This is a genomic window from Aphanothece stagnina RSMan2012 (assembly GCF_046764815.1).
Taxonomy (GTDB): Bacteria; Cyanobacteriota; Cyanobacteriia; order PCC-6307; family Cyanobiaceae; genus NIES-981.
Map to the genome: position 1 here is coordinate 1 of NZ_JBKOUC010000017.1, position 20,156 is coordinate 20,156.

The following is a 20,156-nucleotide window of genomic DNA, read 5'->3' on the forward strand; positions in this document are numbered from 1 at the left end:
CTGCCGGGCGATTCGAGCGCATGGCCCCAGCCGCCATTGCAACGGCCATGAAGCGATTACCTGCCGCCAACCGCTTCATCGGATGAAGCGATTAGGCTGCGGCGATGGCTTCATCCTGGATCTGGCAACAGCCGGACTGGCCCCAGTTCCGCTGGAAGGGCTCCGCTCTGGAGCCGCTGCTGGAGCAGGCCCGGGCCGCACGTCAGGAGCTGCTGAGCCGGCTGGAGTCGCTGGAGCCCCCGCTCGATCGGGAGGCGATCTCCGCCTTGCTGGGCAGAGAGAGTCTGGGCACCGCCGCCATCGAAGGCGAGCTGCTGGATCCCGGCCAGGTGCGCTCCTCAATCGCACGCCGTCTGCGCCTTCCCTTGGCCGAGGGGCAGCCGGCCGCCAGCGCCGAAGTGGAGGGCCTGCTGGATGTGTTGCTGGAGGCCACCAGCACCTTGGATGAGCCCCTCACCCTGGCCACGCTGAACCACTGGCACCAGCGCCTGTTCGCTGCTGGCCCCGATGGACTGCGCGCCATTCGGATCGGTGAGCTGCGCGATGAGGCCCCGATGCAGGTGCTCTCGGGTGCCATCGGCCGTGAGCGCCTGCACTTTGAAGCGCCGCCCCGAGACCAGCTCGAGGAGCAGCTGGAGGCCTTCCTGGACTGGGTCGCCTCCCCGCCTGCGCAGCTGGACGGGCTGTTGCGCGCGGGCCTGGCCCACCTCTGGTTTCTTACCCTCCACCCCTACGAAGACGGCAACGGCCGCCTCGCCCGGGCGATCACCGATCGGCTGCTCGCCCAGGACTGCAAGGCCCAGAGCCAACAGGTCTTGTCTGGCCGGGCCCTGGGCATCTCCGCCCAGATCCTGCGGGAGCGGGAGGGTTACTACACGGCAGTGGAGCGCTGCCAGCGGGGGGATCAGGATGTCACGAGCTGGCTGAGCTGGTTCCTGGAGCAGCTCACGGCAGCGGCGGCCACCAATGGCGCCGTGATCGATGCGGTGCAACGCAAGGCCGCCTTCTGGTGGAGCCACCGCCACAGCGGCTTCAACAGCCGCCAGCAGAAACTGCTCAATCGCTTGCTGGACGCCGAGCCGGAGGGGTTCACGGGCGGCATGACCCTGCGCAAGGCCATCAGCCTCACCAAGGTGAGCCGCGCCACGGCCTGGCGCGATCTGGCCGATCTTGTGGAACAGCAGGCGATCGAGCCGATCGGCGAAGGCCGCAGCCGCGCCTATCGCATCCATTGGCCAGGCGGGCCCTCACGAGGAGATTGCGCGTAAGCGGGGATCAGTGAGCTGGGGATTGGTCATCGCTCCAGGCTCAGCAGCCTGAACCTCAACAATCACCCTCCCCACAAGGGACCTGGCAACAGCTGCTGTTGTCACTGGGGCCAGGCCCCTGGAGCGTGCCCTTGGGCCTGACCTTGATCGAGGCGCAGAAATACGCCCGCCGCGCTGAACAGCTGGCGGTGCTCAAGACCTTTGCTGAGGGGGAGCTGCTGCGCCGCCTGCCCTTCCGCAACCTTGTGGGCGGCTCGCTGAGCTTCCCGGCGGAGACCAAGCTGCCCCGCGTCGGCTTCCGCGCGGTGAATGAGGGCTACCGCCAGAGCTACGGCGTCATCAACTCCGATTCGGAGTTTGTGCACCTCTTTGGCGGCGACCTGGATGTGGACCGCTCGATCGTGGACCTGCAGGGCCCGGAGGCCCGTGCGGCCCAGACCGAGATGAAGGTGCGCTCGATGCGCCTGACGCTGGAGGCGGCGATCATCAACGGCGACGACACCTTCGATCCGCGGGCCTTCAACGGGCTGAGCAAGCGCCTGGTGCCCGGCGAGGACCAGACCATCGACAACGGCGGCAGCACCCTCAACCTGCTGGCGCTGGAGGCCCTCACCGACAGCGTGATCGGCTACGGCGGCGACAAGGTGCTGATCGCCAGCAAGGCGGCCCGCCGCCAGATCAGCACTGCCTCCCGTCAGGCCGGCGGCGACCTCTATGAGGTGATCGACGGCCGCCACTACTTCGAGGGGATCGAGATCCTGCTGGTGGAGGAGGACGCCGAGGGCAACGCCGTGCTCGGCTACGACGAACCCGCAGGCACCACCTCGATCTATTGCTGCGTGCTCGGTGATGCGGCGGTGTGCGGCCTGCAGGGGCCGTTTGAGGGCCGCTACGGCATCTCGGTGCGGGACTTCGGGGAGGTGCACGACGCTCCGGTGTTCCGAACCCGGGTGGATTGGTACGTGGGCTTTGCCGTGTGCAACCGCAAGGCAGCGGCCCGCCTGTTCAACGTGGCGCCCATGCCGTTGGTGCTGCCCTGACCCCTTCATCCCATCCCTACCGGAGACCCTTCCATGACCTCTCAAGCCACCCGGCTGCTCGATGCCCAGACGGTGCTCGTCGGCTGGATCAACCATTCCGCCACCGACTGCTACGAACACACCCGCAGCAGCGGTGATGTCGTCAACCTCGGCACCGATCTCGATGCCGCCAGCTCCTTTGTGCTGGTGGCCTCCCACCCTGGGCACAGCGAGGCGGTGACGGTGACCCTGGAGTTGGCGCCACTACTGGCTGATGGCAACGCTGGCAGCTGGATCACCGCCGCAGCCGTCGCCATCCCTGCCGCCGGCGGCAAGGTGGAGGCGATCATCAGCGGCGCTGCCCTGTTGATCAATCCGGCCGACAGCGAGCTGATCACTCCGCCCTGCCTGCGGCTGGCGCGGGCGACGGTCTCTCCCGCCACGCCGGTGGGGATGACCGTGGCGCTCACCGCCAACCAGGGGCTGTGAGGTGAGCGCCATGGACACCCCACTCGACACCCTCACCACCGCAGCCGCCGGAGCTGAGGCGCTGCCGCTGGAGCTGCTGCAGCCCTTCGACAGCAGCAACCCCGCCTCCACGCCTGTTCGCCTCTCGGGCCCGGAGCAGCGGCTCACCGTCAGCCCTGATCCGGGTGTGGGCGATGCATCGCTGTTGCCTCCTAGCCAGCTGCTGATCGCCAAGGACGGCGTGACCCGCTCGATCTGGCCGGTGCACCTGGCCGGCTGGCAGGCCCTGGGCTGGCAGTTGCTCAGCCCCGCCAGCGGCGGCGATAACCCGGCCCCGGTTGATGCCGGGGACACCGCGCCGGAGCCGGAGCTGGTGGATGCGCTCGACCTCGAGCCCGAGCAACCAGAAGTGACGGAGCCCGCGGCAGCACCAGATGAGCCCACGCCCTCCGGAGAGCCGCCTGAGTCAACGAAAGCCACCACCAGCGACGGAGAAGCCCTGCTGGCTTCAGAGCCCACCGACTTCCAGGCCATGACCAAGGCCCAGATCGTCGAGTTCTGCTCCACCGTCTACGGCGTGGAGCTCGATGGCAGCCAGACCAAGGCTGAGCTCGTGGAGCAAGCCACGGCGCTGGAGGCCCAGGCCAGCGGCAGCAGCACGCCCACAAGCGACGGCACGGGTGTTGCCAGCAGCGATCCTGCCGATCTCGCGGCCTTGGAGCTGGGGGATGCCCTGCTCTGATCCCAGCCGCCAGCGCTGCCCCGGCCAGCGCATCCCTGGCTGGGGCCTGGCAACAGCTCAGCAGCACTGCCCTGGCGCCGATGCTCACTCCCGATCCGGCCGTGCTGGCCGAGCTGACGGCCCAGTGCCGCAGCAGCAGCCGGCCGCAGGGGGTGATCTTCCTGGGCCTGGCCCAGCTGCAGGACGGCGGCACCCCTGAACCACCGCCATCCGGGGGTGTCAGTGCCGTGCAGGCCCTGGCGCCGCTCATCAGTGCCACCGCCAGCAATGGGGTGGTGGTGATCGCACTGGACCTGCGCCTGCTCAGCCCACTGCCGCCTTGATCCCTCGTCTCAATCGCATTCCGCTTTTCCAATGATCGCCATGGCCACCACCACCGAGAGCCGCACCGCCGGCCGCTCCCTGCCCCAGCCCACCGACCTGCTGCTGGTGCAGCGCGGCAGCACGCCCTACCGGGCAACGGCTGATGAGGTCAAGGCTTTCATGCTCACGCCGGCCACGGCGGCGGCGATCGGGGCGATCAGGCCGGGCACCAACCTCTCGGTGGATGCCGATGGCACTCTCCATGCCGCCATCCCCGGCGCCCTGCACTACCGGGGTGCAATCGATCCCACAAGCGACGAGGCCCCTGCCGATGCCGCTGTTGGAGACGTGTACTTGGCCAGTGCCTCAGGCCCCGCCATGGCCAGCTGGAGCGGTATCGCCGGCCAGGAGATCGCCCAGGGGGATCTGTTGCTGTTTGACGGCAGCAACTGGAGTGCCAACGCCGCGTTGGGCCCCGATGGCGCAGGCGTGATCCGCATCCAGGTGGCCGCACCGCTGGCCGTCGATGAGAGCGATCCAGCCCAACCGCTGCTGAGCGTCGAGCCCGCAACAACCGCCGCTACCGGCGTGGTGCAGCTGGCCGATCCGTTGGCGCTGGCGGACGGCACCCCCGGGCGGGTGGTGGACGCGGCCCAGCTGCAGGCGGCGATGGCCACCGCCCAGCCGGCCGGGGACTACATGCCGCTGGACCTGAGCACCCTGCCGGCCCTGCCCTGAGCGCCGCAGCTGATGACCCTCCAACCAGGTGACCTGCTCGCGATCACCCGTCCCGTCGGGCCCCAGGCCGGCACCTACCAGCTGCCGGCAGCGGCGATGGCAGACCTCCTGAGCCCGCTGCCGGTGCTGGGGATCAGCGGTGTGCTCTGGTCGACCGTGCGCTCGGCGGCGGACAACAGCTGGCAGGCGATCTGCTGGTCGCCGGAACTGCGCCTGTACGCCTGCGTCGCCAGCAGCGGCAGCGGCAACCGGGTGATGACCTCCAGCGATGGCATCCGTTGGAGCGCCCAACCGGCAGCAGCCGATCAGAACTGGGTGGCGCTCTGCTGGGCCGCTGAGCTGGGACTGTTTGTCGCCGTCAGCGACAGCGGCACCGGCCAGCGGGTGATGACCTCAGCGGATGGCCGCAGCTGGGACCTGCGCCAGACGCCAGCCGACAACAGCTGGACCTCGATCTGCTGGGCACCCGAGTTGGGCTTGTTGGTGGCCGTGGCCAGCACCGGCACGGGCAACCGCGTAATGACCAGCTCCGATGGCCTCACCTGGACGGACGGCCCGGCTGCCGCGGATCAGGAGTGGCGTTCCATCTGCTGGGCGCCTCAACTGGGGCTGCTGGTGGCGGTGAGCAGCACTGGCGGGACCCAACGGGTGATGACTTCTCCCGATGGCCGTAACTGGACACTGCGGACGGCTGCCGCCAACACCAACTGGATGGCGCTCTGCTGGGCGGCTGAGCTGGGTCTGCTGGTGGCGCTGAGCAGCAGCGGCAAAGGGAACCGGGTGATGACCTCCCCGGATGGCATCAACTGGACCAGCCGCAGTTCGGCGGCCGACAACGCCTGGACCTCCCTCTGCTGGGCGCCGGAGCGAGAGCTGCTGGTAGCTGTGGCCAGCAGCGGCACCGGCAACCGAATCATGACCAGCCCAGACGGCCTCAGCTGGACGGTGCGCAGCTCCCCGGCCGATCTGGGCTGGCGCTCGCTTTGCTGGTCGGCCCAGCGGCGACAGTTCGCGGCGGTGAGCAACAGCGGCGCTGGCAACCGGGTGATGGTGAGCCCTTGACCCATGCCTGATCCCACGACTGCCCTGCCGGTGATTGGCTCGCGCTGCTGGCGGGATCTGATCAGCCCAGAGACCGGCGCCACGGTGCTCAGCCCTGCGGCCGGGACTCCCGAGGACGATCCGATGGTGGAGCTGGCCTACGACGAGGGCGGCAGCGGCTGGTGGCCGCTTTCCACGCTGGTGTTCGAGCAGGCCTAAGCCAAGGGGCCTCAGCCCGCCCCCACCAGCTGCTGACGCAGGGCGGCGAGCGCTTTCTTCTGGGCCCGCTGCACCGACATGGCGCTGATCTCCAGCCGCTCGGCTGCAGCGCGGAGTGAGAGGCCCTCGAGGACGGTGAGCCGCCAGCTGATCGAGCAGGGAGTGCCGGTCAGCTTTTGAGGGGATCGGGGCTGCTGTCTGCCTGCCGCCATCGATCGGATCCAGCTGCCCGATCGCGCCAGCTTCCACACGCCTGCTTCGTTCTGTGTCACCTGGGCCCACGAGCAGATCCACTCCATCGACCATGAGTCCCGGATGAAGCCAGATCTGAGCGGTGCCTTCGGGAGGGCGCGCTATGCCCGTGAGGAGCTGATCGCCGAATTACGGGCGGTGCTGCTCGGCGATCGGCTGGAGCTCGGCAGCGAGATGGAGAGCCATGCCGCCTATCTCGGTCACTGGATCGAGATGCTCAATGAGTCGCCCAATGTGCTGTTCCAGATGCTCAGCGAGGAGCGGCAGGCGGCGGATCTGATCTGCCCAGAGGCACCTGGGCAGCCAAAGGTAGACGGCGAGGCACATCCCGCCTGAATGCTGTGTGCTCTCCGCCGTAGCTCAGCCTCTCGGCGTCAGAAATGACGATGGCTTGCCGCTGTAGGTCACGACCACCCTTTTCTTAGCTCGGGTGGCCGCCACATGAAGCAGGGATCGCTCCTGCTGCTCGAACTGCTCACGCGAGACCTGATCCGGCCGCCTGCTCACCTCCACGCGGTAGGGCATCTGTTCGGCGGTGAGCTCGGGGATGAAGACCTGGTCAAATTCCAGCCCTTTGACGCGATGCATCGTGGCCACGCGCAGGGCGGGATCGCTGGGATCATCGGCTTCATTGGCCTCAATCAGCCGAACAGGGAACCCCGCCTTTTCCAGTGCCTGGGCGACCCGGTCGCGGGCCGTCTTGGTCCGCAGGGTGACGCAGGTGGAGGCGAGGTTGCCATCGATCCCGCGAAGCTGGGTGAGGGAGTCTTGTAGGAAGCGCTGTTCGTCAGCCGGGTCCTCGAAACCCCGGAGCACGGGCTTCTCGCCGTGGAGCAGCGAGCGGTAATCGCTGCTGGGATCGTTGCCGCCATCAAGGTCGTCGAAGTTGACCCCCTCCAGGACAGCCGTGGCCCAAGCGCGGGTTTCCTCGGTGGTGCGGTAGTTGATGCGCAGCTTGCGAGAACGACCGCGTACGTCGATGCCACAGCGGCTGAGCACGATCGGCTTGCCGTAGATGCGTTGGTGCGGGTCACCCACGATGAACAGGTCGTTGGCGTGGGGCTCGCCCGCGAGCACGCGGATCAGGGAGAAGGAGGCAACATCAAGGTCCTGGGCCTCGTCCACCACCACTGCCAGGTAGCGCCCCCCCTGATCGGCATTGCGCAGCAGATCTGCCGCTGCGGTTTTGGCCTCTTCCGGTTCCCAGAGACCGCGCTGCCGGAACTCAGCGCGAAGGGCATCGAACACCGGCCAGATCTGAGCCCGCTGCTGCTTGCTCAAGCGGGTGCCGCGGCCGATCCTGCGTGCAGCCAGGTAGTCGTCGCGGGAGCGGCAGCCATTGGCGAGCACCACATCTTTCCACTCCTCCATGTAGAAGCGCTCCTCTAGCCCCATGGCAGGGTCGGCCACATCCATGGCGAGGCTCCAGCAGGCCTCGCGGGCTTCGTCGTTGAAGACCCGCACCTGCAAACCCTGGTTCTTGAGGAAGGTCATCACCCACCCGTCGAGGTGGATGACCTCGATACGCCGGAGCTCTTCTGGACTGCAGATCTTGGCGAGGTTGCTGCGGATGTCGGTGGCGAGGTTGCGGGTGAACGTGGTGAACAGCACCTGACCAGGGGTATCCGAGGCCAGCAACCGATTGGCCAGCCAGCGGGCGCGATGCATGGCCACCACCGTCTTGCCTGTGCCGGCGCCCCCCAGAACCCTCACCGGGCCGTTCCAGTCGCGATTCACCAGTCGTCGTTGGCTTGGATGCAGGAACACCCGCCACTGCTCCAGCGGCGCTGAGAGCATGGCTTCCAGCTCGTCGTCATCGGTGATCACGAGAAACTCCGCCTGGCTCTCGGGTGTGGCCAACGCCGTGGCCACATCCTCGGGATCGATGTGGTCCGGCCGCTGGCGCTCCAGCTCCTCGATCACCGCCTGGATCGGCCTTCCCTCAGCCAACAGGATCAGGCCATCGACGCAATCCTGCGGCACCCATTCGATCAGCCTCGCCAGGGCCTCTTCGCTCTGGACAGCACGCACTGCAGGTAGCAAGGCCTCGGGTACGCCGAGCAGCATGAGCTGGTCATCGTCGCAATGGGTGAACAACGAAGCCAGCTCTGTATTGGCCCGGTTCTCCTGGCTGGCAATGGCAATGGGAGCTGCTGGGATGGCTTCAGTGCCGGCCGCTGCGGTTGCAACCCCAACGGCACTTTCGGCCGCCTCGACATCGACGATCTGCAGGGCACCAGAAACCCGGTTCACATGGCAGGTCTTCCGCCGAGCCCAGTCATAGGCGTCGTCGTGCTTGTCGATCCAGAGCAGCACGTAGGTATCTCCCTGCTCCGGCGCCCGCAGGATGCAGCGGATGTCCTGATCGACGCGGATTGAGCGGATCAGAGGGTCCTTACCGCCTTCGATGCGCTCGTAGTTGAGGCCAGGACTGCGGGGGTTATCGCGAAACTTGGAAATGAATGCCGCCACCTTGCCGCGGGCCTTCTCCGGCAGCTGGTTGAGAGCCTTAAGAAAGCCGGTGGAGAGGGCAACGGTTAGTTTATCTGGGATCATGTAGCTACTTAAGAAGAAGTGGTTTCAGAGCCTCGACAGTGGCTAGACGAAGTCCAGAATGGAGGCCGAAGTCTAAGCCTTCTTCTGATGCCCAACATTGCCAACCATAGGCCTCGAACACGGACAGGTCCTCTTCAGTGTCGACAATAGCCATTTTCTGCGTTGGCCAAGCAAGTTCCGCATAAGCAACAATTGCACCCTTCTCGTCGGTCAATTCAAATCCAACATCAGGATCTATGAATTCACGCGAATCAGATGTATTTCTCAGATTCTCCAGAAGAGCTTTATATGCAGGGGCGATGAGGCTTTCAATCTTATCCAAGGGCGCAGAGGCCTGAGTGTCCTTTATAGCGATAGACCTCCAGCCTCTATCAATTGAATAGCTTGTTGTTTTTCCGACAGGATCGGGGATGCGAAGTATCCCGGCATCATTGGTGCCTGCTCTTTCGACAACATAGAGCCAGAAACGACTTCCAAGACGCTGAGCGCATTCGAACTGCGCTCTGGACATGGCAACAGGTCTATCCGCTAGAGTTGAGCTCATAGACTTGACTTCGCACACCTCATTTGGGGCGTCTAAAGTTCCTCCACGATAGAGATCAAATCCAATATTATTGAGTGGAGTGCGACTCCAGCCAGGCTCCTTAGCCATTATCAGCAAGATGGCCTCTTCTTCAAGTCGTAGTCTTTCTTCTTGGGCAAGTCCGTTGAGATCATTGCCGAAACTGTCCGCACTCAAGGAAATGAACGAGACAAACTCCTTATAGCCTTGGGTGGTTTGATTCCCTGTCCCGTCAGCCTTCTTCTGGGGATCGGCTGGATTCTTAGAGTCCCTGGTGGAGGCCAACTCGCTCTGGGTTTTGCGCCCGTTTGCCGAGGCTGGCCTTAAAGGAGTCGTCTTAGCCTGAGCTGTCTGACTGTGAAGAGGTTGCGTATCAGAACTAGTATTTGCCGTAGATTGTCTAATAGGGCTTGAACTCTGAGCTGTCCCTGCCTGAGCGTTAGGCGAAATAGCATCAGACTTCATGCTATCGTTATTGCCTGGCTCTATTGCAGATGGAAGCCCCTCTTTATCTAATTTTGAATTTTCAGAATGAATAGAATCGCCTGCCTCATTATTCATGCTTGCCATAGAGGTCGGCTCTTGATCGGAAACCTGTTGCGGTGACAACGACTTGTGTTTCACCAGTCCTTCAATGAAACTCTCTAGCTTTTCATAATCTTCCGGAGTATCCCTAAATAATTTAGCTATTATACCGAGCATCTTTGAGTCAAGGTTTAGTTCGTTGGCCAGAATATCGATGCTTTCAGATTTGAATTTAATGCTGCTGTTTAATGCGTTGTTTGGTTTCCACCCAAGAGCTGAAAAGCAGATTTCAGAAGGCGAGACTAGCCCCCCGCTACCATCGGGAATCCATGAGCAGGCATTGAGTTGGCCGATAAATTTAGGCTCAAACTTTACTGAGTACTTGCCGTGATAAGTCCATGAGTATGTGCATTTAAAAAATTCTGGACCTCTTCTATTCGCGATTGTACTCAGTTCCTCCCAAAGTAGGGATGCGCGCTTCACTTGCTCTTGATCTGGCAATGAAGGCAATAAGATAAGAAGCTCTTCTAAGCCTAGAAGTATCTTGTTGTCGTGATCATCTTTTCGATTCGATGTCTCTGGCTGTTCAGACTGCTTTCGTAAGTCCGCCATCTCAGTCCATGACAGGCCGGCATACTCGTGCCTGAGTTCACGAGATGCACCACAGGCCTCTAACATTGTGCGTGAGTCCTCGGCAAGGAGAATCTTTGCTGAACGATTTGTCAACAAAATTCCGTCGATGCCATTAAGAAGTTCATAAAGTCGTTTTGTCCACAAGCAGACTTCAGTCGGTCGTGCCATGCATGCTTTTCCATCAGCCATATCAACGCAAAGTACAAATGGAATATTCTTTAGCTTACCGACTAGCTGTTTGACCCTGATTCCAGAGGTTTCACGATAAGCCTTGCAGATCTGACGAATATCTTCTTCGTAAACCTTATCGGCAGGCAGTTCTCTGTCCTGATTCGAAGTAGGCTTGTAGCGAGGAATGATGTTATGAATAACATTATCTACTAGATCTGGTTCAGCAAGCCCAAGACCCCGTAGGAACCGCAGTGAATCAGGGCTATTACATACCGTCTTCTTGATAGTCGGAAACTCGGTCTTATAGGATGCAGGTAGATATGCCTGCGCTACGTCGTCTAAGAACGCTGAAACATGAGAGCCATTCTCAAGTCTAAGGAGCGTGGCGCCTTTAAGATACCAAGTGTGAAATGCCTCGGTATTCAATAATTCATAGAGCGAACGCATCCACTCGTCTGACTGCTCAGTTAGAAACCCAGGTGTTAATCTGGGAACTATTTCAGATAGACTCAGCGATTCAATACTACATTCGTCAGCAAGAAAAGTCTCTACCTCAGAATCAAGTGAAAGACTGTTGGCATCTGCAAGCCAAAACAGTGGTATCTCACTATTGAAGAGCTGCGTCAACTGCTCACTGCTTATCAGCTCCTTCAAAGCCTCTGAACTCGATATCTTGACCTGCTGTGCTGGCTTATAACCGCTTGGGTGCACTGGAACAAGCTCTTGCTCACAGAATGCTTTGACTGTGGAATGGTAGAGAGGTTCAAACATCCCCCCTGAAAAACGTGTCCTGGAGATTGGCAAGCAGCTCAGTGCATTCAGGTCAAGCAGCCTATAATTCCTTAGCCAGATCAATGCATCTACCAACAGTTCCGATGTGGACTCTATGCAAAGTCGGTTCCATTCTTCACGCCAAGGAACATTATCTCGATTTGATGTAGTCCTATAAGGTCCTTGTACTAAGAAACCAAGGTGCGTGTCAATTACTGTGGGGAAATACACATAGAGATATGAGCGGTCTAGCTCTAAAAGGGTTTCTTGCTCGCCCTCTTTGCCGCCATCAGTCAGCCAAGCTAGTTCAACAAATCCTACTACCTCGCCTGCATTGTAGACTTCTTTAGAGAACACTAGCCATTTTTCATCGAGCTGCAATTTTCGAGATTTTTCTTCTTCGGTTCGGATGTCAGAATCTGCGTGCAATGACACCCGTCTTGCTGTCTTGTCAATTACTTCGACATGCCTTGAATACGCTCCTTTGTTCCCTTCATAATCTGACCATTTAATCTGCTCAAGTTCGCGAAGAAAGAGCAGTATTTCGGGCCCAAGACTTTTCAGTTTTGAGCGCAGCTCGTGAAGCAGAAACTCATCTGAACTACGAAATGGAATTGAAATCACTGTTTCATTTTCTTCCTTATTAATTGCTGCAATACCATGAGGCATAACGTAATCTTGAATCATGAAGTCTTCTGCCCCGGAATGTATTTCTGGTCGTTCTGAATACGTAAATACGGACTTAAAGCCAAGGCCAAATCTGCCAATTGAAGTAAGGTCTTTCGTACTCCTGGCAATTGAGCAAACCGCACGAACATCCTCTTCGTCGAATGGTTTTCCATAGTGACGAAGACTAAGCCGGTCAGTGTCAAGAGTAAAAGTTGCTATTTTACTACCCGACTGATCGTGCCTGCGCTTTAGGGCGTCTTCGGTATTTTGCAAGAGTTCATAGATGAAATGAGACTTTTCATCGTATCTATCTGCGAGCACGTCAGCGCCCCAGTCTCCAATTCGAGTGCCGTACCATTCCTCATGCTGATTTCTAATAAGCTCGTAGTTACTTGTCATCATGGTTTAGCGGATAGGAAAGATAGTTGATGTATAAATCTGATCAAGTATGCATTTCAACTGCCATGCTCTTCTGAAGAGATAGGCTTGCTGCTTGAGAAGATTGTAGCTTCGAGGTTAGGCGCATGATTCGGAATGCTGTGACCGAAGCAACTCTTATACCCCTTTACCATCACTTGGGATCCCACCTCATCACATCCCCTAAATGGGGGATTTCCGCTTTCATGTCCTCATAGACGCTACATCGCCGCACAGGTCAGCCAGAAACCATGGTGCTCCCCTCAAGCGCCGATTCTAGGTTGATCAGCCCTGCAGCAATAGACCTCACTACAGCCTTCCTTCGGTTGTCTACACGAAGTTTCTGGAAAATATGCTTCACAAGAGTTTTGCCGGTTTCTGGGCTCACCACCAGTTGCTTGCTGATTTGCTGGTCACTCAGTCCAAGCATCAGACGGTTGAGGACCTCTCGTTCCCGTGCCGTCAAAGGTTCCACTAATTGTGGAGGAGCCTGCTGTCGCAAGACTGCTGCAACAGGCTGTGGGTAGTAGACCCCTCCTCCTGCGACCACTCGAAGGGCCGGTATGAAGCGCTCTGATTGGAAGCAGATTCCTTCACAACCTCGTGCTAGTGCCTCCCGCACTAAGGTCTCGTTTGAATCATCGGCGACGAGCAGTGTCTTAGTCGCGCGGTCGATTGCCTCCGCCCTCGCCACCAATGACAATCCAGTTCCTTGCTGGAGACTCTGGCTGACCACTATGAGACTGGGCCTGTGCTTCCGAACGAGTTCTAAGGCTTCATCCTCAGTGGTGGCTGCACCTACCAGGCTTTTTTGAATCGGCGGAATACACATGAAGGCCCCTAGCCACTTCAAGTGCTCGAGGCAAGCAACAGTGGTGTGCCCTCTAAGAAGTTCGTCCAGCTCCTCCAGTAAGGCGGGGATCTCCGGTATGAGGTCCGTCAGGTCCAAGACTCACTCAACGAACTGCAGGAAGAATCACTGGATGCGAGGCTGTTGCCACTTCGAATGGCTCCCTGATAGGGTGATCATAGCTACATTTCCGGGCCAGCCACAGTCCTTCTGAAAGTTGGGCCATCGATGAGGGAATGGATGGCTGGAAAGCGAAAGCCGTCAAGCAGCTGAAGCAAGTCACTTAAAGCGTGGAGATCGTTGAATATGTTGGCACAAATAAATACTTAGGCGTAGTTATTCCCTAGCGAGAGTCTAATTTTAATGGCTACTTCTGCTCCTCCCCTGATCTCCAGGCACCTCCATCCAGCTCGTGAAAAGACGGCGAGGTCCTCCTTGTTAGAGAGCACTGTGAGTTTTCTATTGGGCCAGGCAAGCTCCGCTTGGGCCACCACGTCTCCCTTCGGCCCGACCAGCTCGTAACCAAGATCGGGGAAGGGGATCTGTCCCTGTAAAAGAGGGTCACGCAATGCCAGGAGCACCGGACTTGATTCTGGGTCCGCCAGATCGAGAGCCTGATTCCACTGCCGCTGCAGCTCCGGGTTGGAGGGCGTGTCCGCTTCCCCGCTGCTGCCTGCCGCCTCCCCAGTGACCCACACCGCTGGGGGGTCCACGGCTGCGGCTTGGTCCGCTCCGCTCCAGCCGGGGGTGGTGAGCAGCATGTGGGGCAGGAACTGGAACAGATTGCCCAGACGCAACCATTCCTGCCAGGCACTCTGCCGCTGCTGGTCCGAACTGGCGGGTTCCGGGTCGTAGTGGATGGAGCGACAGCTGGCGGCAGGGTGCCGGCAGCCATGGCGGGCCTGGTCCAGCAGATTCACTGCCGTGAGACCTGGCGCGATAGCCAGCACCTGGCCGACCCGCTTCCCAGGCTCGTTGCCCTCCCACTCAGCCACGTGATCGGCCAACGCCAGATGGTTGATGGACGCGTTGATCTCGGGGGCATCGAGTGCTTTGGAGCTGCCCTGAGCCAGGCAGAACAGCTGGCCCAGCCCTTGCCAGAGGCGCTCTGAGGGGTTGGTCAGGTAGGCCATCAGCAGTTGCAGGCTGTTGGCTGCCTGCACGTCGCGGGGCATCAGCAGCGGCGGCTGAGGAAGGGTCTGGAGCACCGCCTCGGGCCACCAGCGATCGGTGAACGTCTCTGGCTTGGTGGCGAAGGTCGGCAACACGCCCACTGCCAAGCCATTGGGTTCGAGCGGGGACTGGGCGCTGGGCAGTTTTTCCACCACATCGTTCCAGCTGAGCGACCAGATCAAGTAACGGCCGCTGCGCTGCAGGGCCATGCGCTGGCGGGCGTCATCGGCGAGGCGGCATCGGTGGAACTCCCAGCCGTCGGTGTAGATGGCGATCGGTTTGCCGCCGGCGGTGGGGGTGAGCAGGAAGTCGGCGCGGGAGAACTCCGCCACGCCTTCGCCCTCACCCAGCGGCACCTGCTGCTCCACCTTCCAGGTGGTGGCCGCTGGCCCGCTGCCGATCTTGAGCAGGTAGCCGATGCGGCCATGGATCACGTCCTGCTTGAGCACCACCGGCACGCCATCAGGGGCACCCTTGCCGGTGCGGAGGGCCTCGAGGAAGCGCAGCTCCAGTTCGCTTTCGGCCCGGCTGTTGATCGTGATCTCCGAAAGGCTGCGGTCGGTGGCCTGGAGGTCGTCCCAGCGACGCAGAATCGCCTGCAGCTGCTCGATGGCGCGGCGTTTGCTTGTGCGCTCGCGATCAAAGCGCTGGCGGTACATGAAGATGCAGCGGTAGCAGCCGTCGCTGCAAGGGCAGGCCTGCAGAGCCTCGAGCGAGCCCTGGAACACCGCGCGCAGATCCTTGCCGCCCTGCTCCATCAATTGGCGCACATAGCCTGTGCCGCCGGGGACGGAATCAAAGAGATAGAGAAAGGTTTTGCGCTGCTGGCTGCCGGGCTGGGGTTCTTCTCCGAGGGCAGAGCTCAGATGGTCCACCTTGCCGCCGAAGCGATGGCGCAGGCCCAGATGGAGCGCACCCACGAAAGAGGGCTGGCCCTCCTCATCCCAGAAGCTGGCACCGGGCAGGAGGAAGCGCAGGGCCTCGGAGCTGAACTCCCGGTACATGAACAGGAGGTTGCGGAGCTGGGCGTTGTCGGGCTTGTCGCGGAAGGTGCAGGCCCAGGTGTGGTTGGATGCCCTGGCGGGGCCGCGTTGCACCTTGCCGCAACTGCGGCAGAGCTCGAAGCCCCTCACCCGCAGGGGTTTGCCGGCGATGGTGTGGGTGGTTCCGATGGGTGTGAGCTCCCCGAAGTTGATCTCGCGGAAGGTGGTGCTGGCCAGGTATTCGGCGCCAAAGGGGAACTCCTCGTCGTCGACAGCCAGTGAGATCTCGCGGCGGGCCAGATCGGGAAGGATCAGCAGTTCGCGGTGAAAGAAGAGTGGATTGCGCTCGTCGGTGTCATCACCGAAGCGGCTGCGGGCGTCTTCCGTGGTGGCCTGCACCTGACGCAGGCGGGCCATCTCCTTGACCTGACCATGGTCGGCGTAGCTGCTGTGGCCGCAACGGGGGCACTCCTTGCGGTTGTAGTCATCGTCGGTTTCGCGGCAGGCGTAGGAGCAGGAGGGGCAGAATCGCCAGCGCTCCGGTTTGTTGAGGTTGGGATCGATTTGATCCACCTTCACCCGCCGGCCCTGGGCATAGAACTGGCCGTCAGGAACGAGTTCACGGATGGCCACGTTGGCAGGCCTCTCGTAGCTGAGGGTCGGAAGCTCCTCGGTGCGGCGGGCACCGCCGCCGCGGGCGGGCAGCCGGCGCCAGAGCACCGACTTGAGCGTCACGCCGGCTTCCGGGAAGGCGTAGTTGGGCAGGAAGCCCTCATCGGTGAGCATGGCCAGTAGGGGGCGGCCATCGAGGTCCTTGCGCAGCTGGTTGTAGGCGATCTGCTCGCGCCGGATCGAGTCTTTGTCGTCCCGCTGCTGCTCCAGCAGAGAGGTCTCCGGGATGGCGGCGAGCTTGTTGAAGCGCTCGCGCAGTTTGGTGGCCTCGTTGCGCAGGCGCTTGCGCTCCGCGATCAGCTCCTCGAGCCGCACGATCAGGCCTCTGGCAAAAGGCGCCGTGAAGGCAGCCGACTCGCCGGCATCGGGGGAGCTGAGGAAGTAGGCCCGCAGCTCCTGACGGCTGGGCTCCTGCAGCTGTTCATCGAAGAGCCCCAGGAAGCGATCGAGCAGGGCCGACTGTTCGGCATGGCACCAGCGCAGCCAGTTGTAGGGGAAGCGATCGGGGATGGTGGCTTCCTTGCCGGCCTGCTCCACGGCATCGAGCACGGGCTTGAGCTTGCGCGGAAGCGCCTTCGCGGTGATGCCGCTCTGCACCCAGCGATCGATCGTGTAGGCCAGCAGCTGGCGTTTGAGGATCGCGGCGGCGTCGAGGTAGCAGCCGGGGGGGCTCACCTGCCCCTGCAGCATCTCGCGGGGATCGGAGAAGAAATAGAGGTCGTGGGCGGTGCCGGTGACGATGGTGCCGACCACGGCATTGCCATCGCGGCGGCCGGCACGACCGATCCGCTGGAGGTAATTGGCGGGCTCCGGTGGCACCGAGGCCAGCAGCACGGTGGAGAGATCACCGATGTTGATGCCCATCTCCAGGGTGGAGGTGGCCGAGAGCAGGTTGGGATCGCTGCGGTACTTACCGCGGATGAACTGGGTTTCCAGCCGCTCGCGATCAGGACGCGCCAGCAGACCGGTGTGCTCGCGGGCCACGATGCGGTGCACCGCACCGCGCTCGTAGAGGCGGCGGTAAAGCGGCAGGCCGGCGCGGGGATCAAGTCCGTAGTGACCTGGGCAGTGGCGCACCAGGCAGGCCATGCCCTCCCACACCGGCAGCTGCTCGGTGAGCGCGCTCTGCCCATCGCCGCAGCAGGCGCAGCGCAGCAGCTGGGGCTGGGCGGCAACCAGCAGCACCTGGGGCGGTATCGCCCAGATGTGTTCCCCCCGCGCGCCGGAGAAGCCCTGCAGCAGGCCAGCCTCCGTGAGAGCCGCCACCACGGCCTGGAGCGCATCCTTCTGCTGCTCGGCCTCGAGTGGGGCGCTGGCCTCCAGCGTGCGCGCCAACCAGTGCTGGCTCCAGGTTGGGCGGCCCTTCTCACGCACCAGCTGCTGGAAGCTTCCCTTGCCCCTGTAGCTGGTGAGAAAGATCGGCCGGGTGGAGGAACGGCCGAACTTGGGGGTGTGCAGGATCTGGTTGAACTTGAAGGTGTTCTCCGCTCCGCTGCTGAGGTACTCCGTCCCTTTGCCATCAGGCCCCACCAGCTCGGGAACGGCGATAGCACCGCGCTGGCGCAGCTGATGCAGCAGCCCAACCACCAGCTGCTGCACCTGACCGATCCGGGCATGGCGGAGGGGCTCCACTTCGTTCTGCAGGCGGCTGAGCAGGGCCGGCAGCAGGGCCTCGATGCGGGCTGGATCCACAGCGGCGGCCGCCGATCCGGCCTGCTCCACCGAGGAGCCGAGGCGTGAGCGATAGCCGAATTCAGCGGCTACCTCCCAGCGCAGGCGTTCGCAGACGGTGCGCACCAGGAAGCCGTCGGCGCCCAGGACCGGGTTGTCCTGATGTGTCAGAGCGTCCCACTCCCGCAGCCATTCCAGATCAGCCGGCAAGAAGGTGGCGGCGAAGTCCACCGGATTCGGCAGTTCCTGCTGCCAGCGGCTGATCAGTTGGTCCTGCAACTGATCGAGCGGTAGAGGCCCGGTTTGCTGCAGGGTGTGGGTGAGGGCGGTGCGGAAGGAGGTGCGGTAGGCGCGGGCGGCGATGAAGCCGGAGCGATGGGCGGCATCCTGCACCGAATCGGAGAAGGCCAGCAGCTTCTTGTCGCCGTTGAAGGCGGAGGCGAACAGCGAGGAACTCCAGGTGCTGGTGAGATTGGCGGCTGATGTACCCAGCAGCAACAGGCCCTGCTGGGCGTTGCAGTAGGGGCAGTCGCGGCTGATGCGGGGATGGTTGTTCTCATCGAGGTAGCCGCAATCGGGCATATCGACCAGCAGCAGCTCACGGCTCTGGCAGTTGGTGCACACGTCCTTGAGGTCTTTGGAGGAGTGGACCGTGAGGCAGTCGGCACAGAGCACCTTGAGGCTGGCCGCTTCCGGGGTGGCTTCGGGCTGAGGGACGCCAGGCTGGAAGGGCTGCTGGGGGAAGAGATAACGAACTTCCGGCTGGCCGGAGAAGTAGGCTTTGTAGAACGCCCGCAGGTTGCCGCCGCGATCGAGGTGATGGCTGCCCTGATTCAGCAGGGTGGAGCTCCAGGCGGTGGCACCGCAATCCCGGCAATGCACCACCGGTAGATGGGCGCCGCTGTCCTTGCCGGCCAGGTCGTCGGAGTGAATCAGCTTTGGCTCGGCCTCCACCGAGGCCACCATGCGCTTGAGCTCCCGCAGCCAGAGCTGCAGGCGCAGGTTGAGCCAGGGCACCACCACGGGCGTGCCGTCGAGTTTGTTGGTGATGCGGCGGGCATGGGCGAGCAGGGCCAGCAGGCTTTCGAGCAGCAGCACCCGGTAGCGCAGTGGATAGCGATCGCCGAGGCCGAGCTGCCGGGAGAAGCGCACCAGCAGCTCCTCGATGGAACAGGTGGTGGCGGCCTGGCGCACCAGGTTGTGCACCGCCGGCAGGGTGCCGAGCCGCAGACCCAGCTCCAGGCGCCAACCCTCATCGGCGACGGCATCGCCTGGCGGAGCCGGCAGGGTTTCCCCCAACCAAAGTTCTGCCTGTTTCTGGATGTAGGCGTCGGCGCTGCTGGCGTGTTCCGGATCCAGGGCCTCAAGCACCTCGAGCCCCGGCAGCGGCAGGGCGAAGAGTCCCTCCTCGCCGAAGGCGGTGTGGGCCGTGAAGAACTCCTCTGGGCTGAGCCGTTCCTCCTCGATCAACGAATCCGATTCGAAGCGGCTGGAGAAGATCTGCCCGGCGTAGTCGCGCATCGCGCCCCGCGATTCGGGGCCGCCGAGGGTGGCGGAGGTACCCACGCACACCAGCTCCTCCCCGGGGCAGTGGAGGCGATCGCGCAGACGGCGGATCAGACAGGCCAGGTCGGTGCCCTGGGCGCCATCGAAGGTGTGGAACTCATCCACCACCAGGTAGCGCAACACGCTGGTGCCATCCGGCTGGCGCCCGTTGTGGAGCCAGAGGGCCTGCACGTGGGGCTGGATCAGCAGGTAGTCGAGCTGCTTGTAGTTGGTGAGCAGGATGTCGGGCGGAGCCTTGTGCAGCGCTTCTTTGTCGGTGATGACGCTGGTGGCGGTCATTGCCGCGGTGGGGTCATCGTCGGAGGCACCGATGTAGAGGCCGGCGCGCAGGCCCGCCAGGGCGGGGATGGTGTGGACCAGATCGGCGATGCGGCGGGCCTGATCGGTGGCCAGGGCGTTCATCGGGTAGATGAGGATCGCCTTGATGCCCCGCTGGCCCTGGGCGTGCTGCAGGCGGCAGTGCTCGAGGAGCGGCAGCAGAAAGCACTCGGTTTTGCCGGAGCCCGTACCGGTGGCCACCAGGGTGTTGCGGGGCGTTCCAGGCAACAGCCGGTCGAAGGCCTTCTCCTGGTGCCGGTAGGGGGGGAACGGAAGCGGGATCTGGGGAAACCAGTCGCGGCCGGAGCCCTGGTGGAACGGCAGCGCCACTGACACGTAGGGGCCCTTGAGCAGCCGCTCGCGATCGGCCAGGAAGCGATCGATCAGCCCTTTGAAGCCCGGGGTGGTGGGGTGGAAGGCAGTGCGGATCCCGTCTTGCGCTACTTGCTCCAGCTCGCTGGCGACAACGGAGGGGAGCAAGTCGGTGAGACGTTTTGCTTGACCAGGCTAGACGCGATCACTGTTCCGCCAAGCGATCTGATCGATACACCCCCTGGAAAGATGCCGGA

General features: G+C 62.2%; 14 protein-coding genes. 9 read left to right on the top strand and 5 right to left on the bottom strand.

The window, feature by feature from the left end:
• Positions 1 to 104 precede the first annotated feature (104 nt).
• The 8 genes from ACLNEE_RS11840 to ACLNEE_RS11875 all read left to right on the top strand — a co-directional run bounded on the left by ACLNEE_RS11840 (position 105) and on the right by ACLNEE_RS11875 (position 5,798).
• Complete coding sequence (locus ACLNEE_RS11840; RefSeq protein WP_411424480.1) at positions 105 to 1,268, top strand: Fic family protein; 1,164 nt, start codon at positions 105 to 107, stop codon at positions 1,266 to 1,268.
• Between the two features lie 131 nt (positions 1,269 to 1,399).
• On the top strand, positions 1,400 to 2,308 hold the full coding sequence (locus tag ACLNEE_RS11845; RefSeq protein WP_411424481.1) for a major capsid protein: 909 nt from the start codon (positions 1,400 to 1,402) through the stop codon (positions 2,306 to 2,308).
• Positions 2,309 to 2,341: 33 nt separating this feature from the next.
• Positions 2,342 to 2,776 carry a hypothetical protein gene (locus ACLNEE_RS11850; RefSeq protein ID WP_412007162.1) on the top strand — a complete coding sequence of 145 codons (435 nt, stop codon included), beginning with the start codon at positions 2,342 to 2,344 and terminating at the stop codon, positions 2,774 to 2,776.
• Positions 2,777 to 2,786: 10 nt separating this feature from the next.
• Positions 2,787 to 3,497 (top strand): hypothetical protein, encoded by a 711-nt coding sequence (locus ACLNEE_RS11855; RefSeq protein WP_411423953.1) that lies wholly within the window; start codon positions 2,787 to 2,789, stop codon positions 3,495 to 3,497.
• 80 nt (positions 3,498 to 3,577) lie between these two features.
• Positions 3,578 to 3,820, top strand: coding sequence for a hypothetical protein (locus ACLNEE_RS11860; RefSeq protein ID WP_411423954.1), 243 nt, complete (start codon positions 3,578 to 3,580; stop codon positions 3,818 to 3,820).
• Between the two features lie 40 nt (positions 3,821 to 3,860).
• Entirely contained in the window at positions 3,861 to 4,538 is a 678-nt protein-coding gene (locus ACLNEE_RS11865) for a hypothetical protein (RefSeq protein ID WP_411423955.1), read from the top strand.
• Positions 4,539 to 4,550: 12 nt separating this feature from the next.
• The gene (locus ACLNEE_RS11870) at positions 4,551 to 5,600 is read left to right on the top strand and encodes a hypothetical protein (protein ID WP_411423956.1); all 1,050 of its coding nucleotides are present in this window, start codon (positions 4,551 to 4,553) and stop codon (positions 5,598 to 5,600) included.
• Between the two features lie 3 nt (positions 5,601 to 5,603).
• Positions 5,604 to 5,798 (top strand): hypothetical protein, encoded by a 195-nt coding sequence (locus tag ACLNEE_RS11875; protein WP_411423957.1) that lies wholly within the window; start codon positions 5,604 to 5,606, stop codon positions 5,796 to 5,798.
• A gap of 11 nt (positions 5,799 to 5,809) precedes the next feature.
• On the opposite strand, the gene ACLNEE_RS11880 is transcribed toward ACLNEE_RS11875, so the two are convergent.
• Complete coding sequence (locus ACLNEE_RS11880; RefSeq protein ID WP_412007163.1) at positions 5,810 to 6,010, bottom strand: sigma factor-like helix-turn-helix DNA-binding protein; 201 nt, start codon at positions 6,008 to 6,010, stop codon at positions 5,810 to 5,812.
• 13 nt (positions 6,011 to 6,023) lie between these two features.
• On the opposite strand from ACLNEE_RS11880, the gene ACLNEE_RS11885 reads away from it, so the two are divergent.
• Entirely contained in the window at positions 6,024 to 6,386 is a 363-nt protein-coding gene (locus ACLNEE_RS11885; RefSeq protein WP_411423966.1) for a zincin-like metallopeptidase domain-containing protein, read from the top strand.
• 24 nt (positions 6,387 to 6,410) lie between these two features.
• Here ACLNEE_RS11885 and ACLNEE_RS11890 read toward each other — a convergent pair whose 3' ends face one another.
• From ACLNEE_RS11890 to ACLNEE_RS11905, 4 genes are all read right to left on the bottom strand, one after another.
• Entirely contained in the window at positions 6,411 to 8,606 is a 2,196-nt protein-coding gene (locus tag ACLNEE_RS11890) for a 3'-5' exonuclease (RefSeq protein WP_411423959.1), read from the bottom strand.
• Between the two features lie 4 nt (positions 8,607 to 8,610).
• Positions 8,611 to 12,336: a sacsin N-terminal ATP-binding-like domain-containing protein gene (locus ACLNEE_RS11895; RefSeq protein WP_412007164.1), complete on the bottom strand. Its 3,726-nt coding sequence runs from the start codon at positions 12,334 to 12,336 to the stop codon at positions 8,611 to 8,613.
• Positions 12,337 to 12,592: 256 nt separating this feature from the next.
• Positions 12,593 to 13,303: a LuxR C-terminal-related transcriptional regulator gene (locus ACLNEE_RS11900; RefSeq protein WP_411423961.1), complete on the bottom strand. Its 711-nt coding sequence runs from the start codon at positions 13,301 to 13,303 to the stop codon at positions 12,593 to 12,595.
• Between the two features lie 227 nt (positions 13,304 to 13,530).
• On the bottom strand, positions 13,531 to 20,067 hold the full coding sequence (locus ACLNEE_RS11905; RefSeq protein ID WP_411423962.1) for a DEAD/DEAH box helicase: 6,537 nt from the start codon (positions 20,065 to 20,067) through the stop codon (positions 13,531 to 13,533).
• Between the last annotated feature and the right edge of the window lie 89 nt (positions 20,068 to 20,156).